Source organism: Bifidobacterium sp. (assembly GCF_051876855.1).
In the GTDB taxonomy this organism is placed as follows: domain Bacteria; phylum Actinomycetota; class Actinomycetes; order Actinomycetales; family Bifidobacteriaceae; genus Bifidobacterium.
On record NZ_JBJEIH010000092.1, the window covers coordinates 1 to 6,160 of the forward strand.

The following is a 6,160-nucleotide window of genomic DNA, read 5'->3' on the forward strand; positions in this document are numbered from 1 at the left end:
GATCTCGATGGTCGCGAAGCTGCGACGGTTGTCGAAGCTCAGGCCCATGCGGTGCAGCTGGCGGCTCATATTCGCGATATTCTGCTCCGTGGTGACGCGCGGATGCTGGCCGGTCTGGACCGCATACTGCTCTGCCGGCAGACCGAAGGCGTCATAGCCCATGGCGTGCAGGACGTTCTCGCCCTTCATGCGGTGGTAGCGGCTGACCACGTCGGTGGCCAGATATCCGAGCGGGTGGCCGACGTGCAGGCCCTTGCCGGATGGGTAGGGGAACATGTCCATGGCGAAGTAGGGGGTGCGGCCGTCGGCGTTCTTGCCGTTGCCGTCCGTCAGGTCACCCTTGACATTCGCCGCCCAGAACGTGCCCTGCTCGTCCCAGGTCTTCTGCCACTTTTCCTCGATGGTCTGTGCGAGCTTCGCGTTATAACGGTACGCCGGCTCGCCTTCGTGTGCTTGCGTGTTGTCGGTCATAAACAAGGATTATTGCCGCACAACGGGACACGATGCGACCGCCTATCCATTATCCGAACGTATCGTCGGCGGGTTGAGCTTCGCGGACGGGCGGTAACCGAGCTGATCGGTCATTTCATCAGCGAAGGATCGCCAAGTGCCGGAGGTGACCATCTGCTTGAGAATCGCGTCGATTTTCGAGGCGAGCGCGCTCTCCCCCGCCTTGACGCTCACGGCATGCAGGGACGTGCCAAAGGTGTCATCGGCGACGTGCAGATACTGCGATCCTTCGTTCGCGGCGAGACCGGCGAGCGCCGCGTCATCGCCGCTGACCGCGTCAGCCTCCCCGACGAGCAGCGCGGTGACGCATTGCAGGTAGGTCGCACGCTCCTGGATGCGCGCCTTGGGTTGACGGCTGCGAACGCCGTCGGCGGCCCCCGACCCGGCGACAGTGCACACGGTATGGCCGGCCAGGTCGTCGGTGCCGGTAATCGTGTCGGCGTCGTCGGTGCGGACGAGAAGTCCTTGCGCAGCACTCAAATACGGGCCGGCGAAGGTCGTGACGTCGTCGCTGGAGGTGGTGCCGATCGGCAGGGGCGCCGCGACGATGTCGACGAAGCGTTCGTTGAGCCGTTTGCCGTAATCGGAGACGGTGACCGACCTGAACATGATTTGCTTTTTCGCATACCCGAGCTCGTTGGCCACATAGGTGGCGACATTCACGTCGAATCCGGAGTAGGAGCCGTCGTGCAAGCGGCTCAATCCCGGCATGTCGGCGGCGACACCGATGGTGATGGTCGGGCCTTCCGGCAGATTGGCGGATGCGTCTGCGGCACCTTCGCAACCTGTCAGGGATGCGGCCGCAAAGACGCAGCAAAGCACGGTGGCAAGTATCCGTCGTGGTGTGCGCATCTAATCACCTCCGTTGTGCGTATCGCGGCTACGCGTGTCGCAGTGGTATGCGTCGCCGTTGCGAATGTCGCAGCCATATGACGCTGCCGTGTGTCACCGGCCTGCGAATCACCGGCGGCGATGACGGGCGTCTGGTGTCTGACCTTACCTTCTGGTGTCTACCTGGGCGACGGCCGACCGGCAGGCGCCCAGGCTCAGGCTTACATCACTTGAACAAACGGGAACGGGCGAGGAACCACGCGGTCAGGCCGCCCGCGGCAATGGCGAGGACAATGACGATGAGGAAGCCCCATTTGCTGGCCGTCAGCGGCATGCCGAGCATGCCGGTTTGGAAGTTCATACCGTACATGGAGAACACGAGCGTCGGAATGGACAACGCGATGGAGATGATCGTGAAGATGCGCATCACATTGTTCAGGTTGTTGGACACGATCGAAGCGAAAGCGTCGGTCATGTTCGCAAGGACCCCGCTGTAGATGTTCGCCATCTCGATAGCCTGCTTGTTTTCGGTGATGACATCGTCAAGCAGGTCCTCGTCCTCCGGGTATTGCTTGATCCGTGAGAGCGTGGTGAGTTTTTCCATCACGATTTCGTTGGATTTCAGGCTCGTGGTGAAGTAGACCAAGGTCTTGCTCAATTCGAGCAGCATGAGGATCTCGCGGTTCTGCATTGAGTGACGCAAACGCAGTTCGAGTTTGTCGGTTTCGCGGTCGATGATGCGCAGGTATCGCAGGTACATCGTGGCGTTGCGGTACAGGATCTGCAGGATGAACCGCGACTTCATATACGTGTTGAAGCCGCGAATGGTGCCCTCCATGAAGGGGTGGAGGACGGGCGTGTCCTGCATGCATACGGTGATGATGAGGTTCTGGGTGACGATAATCGACAACGGGATGGTCTCGTACCAGTCACGGCCGCTGCGTTCCTCGACGGTCGGGATGTCGACGATGATCATCGTGTAATCGTCTTCGGCGTCCACGCGAGAACGTTCCTCGTCATCGAGCGGGGCGCGCAGGTCGGCCAGATCGATGCCGGTTTCCTGGGAGACCGTGGCGAGTTCCACGTCGGTCGGCTCCGAAAGACATAGCCATGCGCCGTTTTCCGGTTTCTCGATCTGCTCCACTTGACCGTTGATGGTGCTGAACATTCTCAGCATGCGCTCACCTGCCTTTCATCTATGCTCTCGCCGTACGCGAATCGTGCGCCTGAGCCACCGTCCTTCTGTGGATGTTCCGCGGCCTGACTCCAAACGAGTCGCGGCGACCGCCGAAGAATCCCAAATAAGCATAATCCCTCACGGCTGGGACGAAACTGTCTTCCCGCGGTTTCACCCCATGACGTAACGTGATGTTCAGCGCGCGTTTGTCTCGCGGTTACCCGGGGGTTGGGTCGTGGGTTGCCGGGTGCACTGCGCGAGACGCGTTTTGGAGAAAACACACAAGACCACGCCGCAGGGAACCGCGGGTTACCGGTTACGCTACGCGGTGCACGGGCTTGCGGCATACCGACCGCAGCGATATCCGCCATATGACCGTCGGACGGAATCTCAACATCTCGCCGATACGACCGATTTCATCGAGAAATTAAGAAGAAAGTCTCAATATCTCTCCACGAAGGAGCCCTCCCGCGATTTTTTAAGAACCAGTCACTCTCATCTCAAACAGCCGACAGCCTGAAATCCTTGATATTCCAAACTTTTCAAGAAACCTACCCTGTCCCCATCTCGCCGATAAATCTCAATAGCTCGTCAAAACGACCGACGGACGCGAGTCGTTCGGACTTCAGACAACCGAAAGCCGTCCGTCTGAAGCAATGACATCCGGCAACCCTAGAAATCAGAATCGGCGGAAACAGAAAACCCCGGGACTGTTCCCAGGGTTTGAACGTGCGCCAGACAGGATTCGAACCTGCAACCTGCTGATCCGTAGTCAGCTGCTCTAATCCATTGGGCTACTGGCGCAGTCGCTGCCCACGGGAGATTCATACATCTCCATTGCGGCAACGTTCGCATCATACCCACATTTCGCGATAATCGCAACAGGCGTGTCTAAATGGGACAGTAGCGAGCCCGACGCGCGCGCAACACTGCGGAACACCGTGTACGGCCACGACAGCGGGCGGGATTTGTCAGGTTGCGCGTGCCGCAGCATACGTAACCGACGAATGTCTCCACCGCTTTGCCATGGTCGATGGTGGTTCGTCATGCCGCGTATGCCGCGGGATACACAATCGGGCAAAACCCGACAAGGGATGGCGATAGCCGATAACATCCGCCCAGCTGTGCATGTCCCGGCATGCGTAATACGACAGTGTCACGACCGTTCTTCAGTGCGTTCCGCGGGGTTGCGTATGTTTGGGCATGCGCAAACCGTCGGTCTGCTGCAAGCTGTTGGCATCATCTCCGGGGATCTGCGGCGTTGCGTATGCCGCCGTACACGTAACCGGATGGAACGTCTCGGGCAGCACCGTTGGCTTTCATGCGCCTTGGTTCGCTTTGGTTCCCATGCGGTCTGTTTCCTATGCGCACGTTTCGCACACCGACGACATGGCATGACACGTGCGGGATGGCGTGATGACGAGATGACCAGATGACGGGACGACGACATCCGCGACTTCGGGAATGTCACCTGAAATGAAAAACCCGCATCGCTCTTGCGATGCGGGTTGTCCGTGGAGCTAGGGGGATTCGAACCCCCGACCCCCTCCATGCCATGGAGATGCGCTACCAGCTGCGCCATAGCCCCGGTCGGTCTTCAGTTATCTTGTCCGTTCTTCGCGGACCTCGTATACATTACAACACCATTGGCTGATATCAAAATCGACCACACCTCTCGGCGTGTCGCATTGGATTCCACGCCGGCACATCCTCGTCAGGAATACCGCTTGAAGAGTTGCTGTTGGTTGAGATATCGCGCTTCCGGGACCGCGGTTCAGGGGCGGCAATAGAGTTCGACAGAAATTCTGAAGTCCACTAGAGTCAACAATGTCAATCGATCGAAACCAAAGGTGACGCAGGGGCCGATAGCCGGCAGCCAACAACGACGACCGCACACCGAACACCACACACCAAGAATCAGCTACACACCAACCAAACAGGAAGGTCCACCGTGATCGCATCCATTATCCAAGCCGTGGCGCTATTCGCCGTGACCAACATCGACGACATCATCGTGCTTGCTCTGTTCTTCGCCCGCGGAGCAAAACAACGCAACACCACACGAACTATTCTGCTCGGCCAGTATCTCGGATTCTTCGGCATCCTCGTCATCGCCACGGTCGCCTCATACGGTGCCGTGACCTTGCTTCCCGCCGAAGCAATCCCCTATTTCGGCCTGATTCCGCTGGCACTGGGCATCAAAGCCGCATGGGACAGCATCCGCGGCGAAGACGATGACGACACCGGCGAAGGCAAAAGCATCACCCTGCCGACAGTCGCAGCGGTCACCTTCGCCAACGGCGGAGACAATATCGGCGTGTACGTGCCGGTATTCGCATCCAACAGCCTCCCGGTGGTCATCGTGTATTGCGTGGTATTCCTTGTTCTGGTCACCGTCCTGGTACTGCTCGCGCGCTTCATCGCGACCCGACCGGGAATCGGCGAATGGCTCGAGCGTTCGGACCGGTACCTGTTCCCACTTGTGCTCATCGCGCTCGGTGCGGTGATTCTCGTCAAGGGGCACGCGTTCGGCATATGACCGAACTGGAACTCGAACCGGGGCGAATCGTTGCGTCCGACGCTAGATAATGCAAGCCACCCAGTCGGCTACCGGCCATCCATCGGTTACAAACCGCACAACCACACAACAACAACGGGCGGCACGCAAACGCGTAACCGCCCACCGGAAATTGCTGTCATCGATATGATTGATTGATCATTTCGTCGCAGTACCAGACCCATCAGCCGAACCGGATGACGACGAACCGGTTCCAGAAGTATCCGAATCTGTGCCAGTAGTACCCGAATCAGATCCGTCGGTCGTGCCGGAATCAGAAGTCCCACCACCGTTTGAACCCGCCGACGAACCAGAATCTGAGCCCGAAGTTGAGCTCGAGCTGCTCGACGCGCTGGCCGAAGGGGACGCACTGGCAGTCGCGGACGGGGACGGGCTCGCGGTCGACGAGGCTGAGGCGCTGGAGCTTGCGGACGGGGATGGGCTCGCGGTCGCGGACGGCTTGTCGCTTGGCTTCTCGAGCTGATGATCGTCATCACGCCGCATCTGCGAATCGCTGGGGGTCGGGGTCGGAGTCACCCGCGCATTGCCGACCATGTCACGCACCACGCTATCCGTACCCTCGCCGCGGGTGACCAGCATGATGACGCCTGCGGTGATGCCCACCGCCACCAGTGCACTGACCACGGAGATGATGATCGCCACACGTTTGGTCTTACGAGCGCGTTCAGTATTCACTGAACCGGACAGGTGCCGGACGGCCGCTGTCCCGGTCTCTTCGCCGGAAACAATCACGCGCCCCTGATGGCTGTCCGCACCGGCATGGGCATGAGCGCCCGCGGACGCGCCGGAAATCACACGGGTGGCATCATCCGCAGGCTGCATCACCGTGGTCGCGTCCGCAGCGCCAACCGCGGGCATGGCACGCGTCGCATCGGACTTGCCTTCCCCCTCACTCCGGACGTTCCGGGCGTTCGCGGCATTCTGGTCGCTCTGCACGGGCAGCACGGTGGTCTCGTCACTGCTAATCCGACGAGGCTGCCTAGTGGTTTCCCCGCTCACGCCGTCCGCATCAGCGCTCTGGTCGGTTTGCTCCCCCTCGATCTGCTCGTCATCGCTGCCTTTGA

At 59.9% G+C, this 6,160-nt stretch carries 5 protein-coding genes and 2 tRNA genes; 1 reads left to right on the plus strand and 6 read right to left on the minus strand.

What is annotated here, in order from left to right; translation table 11 throughout:
• The 5 genes from ACI38B_RS06195 to ACI38B_RS06215 all read right to left on the minus strand — a co-directional run.
• A partial coding sequence (locus tag ACI38B_RS06195; RefSeq protein WP_439729990.1) for a class I tRNA ligase family protein occupies positions 1 to 471 on the minus strand: 471 nt, incomplete at its 3' end.
• Positions 472 to 513: 42 nt separating this feature from the next.
• Positions 514 to 1,362: a transporter substrate-binding domain-containing protein gene (locus tag ACI38B_RS06200; protein WP_439729991.1), complete on the minus strand. Its 849-nt coding sequence runs from the start codon at positions 1,360 to 1,362 to the stop codon at positions 514 to 516.
• A gap of 205 nt (positions 1,363 to 1,567) precedes the next feature.
• Entirely contained in the window at positions 1,568 to 2,518 is a 951-nt protein-coding gene (locus ACI38B_RS06205; protein WP_015451239.1) for a magnesium transporter CorA family protein, read from the minus strand.
• 730 nt (positions 2,519 to 3,248) lie between these two features.
• Positions 3,249 to 3,322: transfer RNA gene (locus ACI38B_RS06210), tRNA-Arg, on the minus strand.
• 711 nt (positions 3,323 to 4,033) lie between these two features.
• Positions 4,034 to 4,106: transfer RNA gene (locus tag ACI38B_RS06215), tRNA-Ala, on the minus strand.
• A 363-nt stretch (positions 4,107 to 4,469) separates the two neighbouring features.
• Between ACI38B_RS06215 and ACI38B_RS06220 the strand changes: the two genes are divergently transcribed.
• On the plus strand, positions 4,470 to 5,057 hold the full coding sequence (locus ACI38B_RS06220) for a cadmium resistance transporter (RefSeq protein WP_439729992.1): 588 nt from the start codon (positions 4,470 to 4,472) through the stop codon (positions 5,055 to 5,057).
• A gap of 177 nt (positions 5,058 to 5,234) precedes the next feature.
• On the opposite strand, the gene ACI38B_RS06225 is transcribed toward ACI38B_RS06220, so the two are convergent.
• Positions 5,235 to 6,160: hypothetical protein (locus ACI38B_RS06225; protein ID WP_439729993.1), on the minus strand; the 926-nt coding region annotated here is incomplete at its 5' end.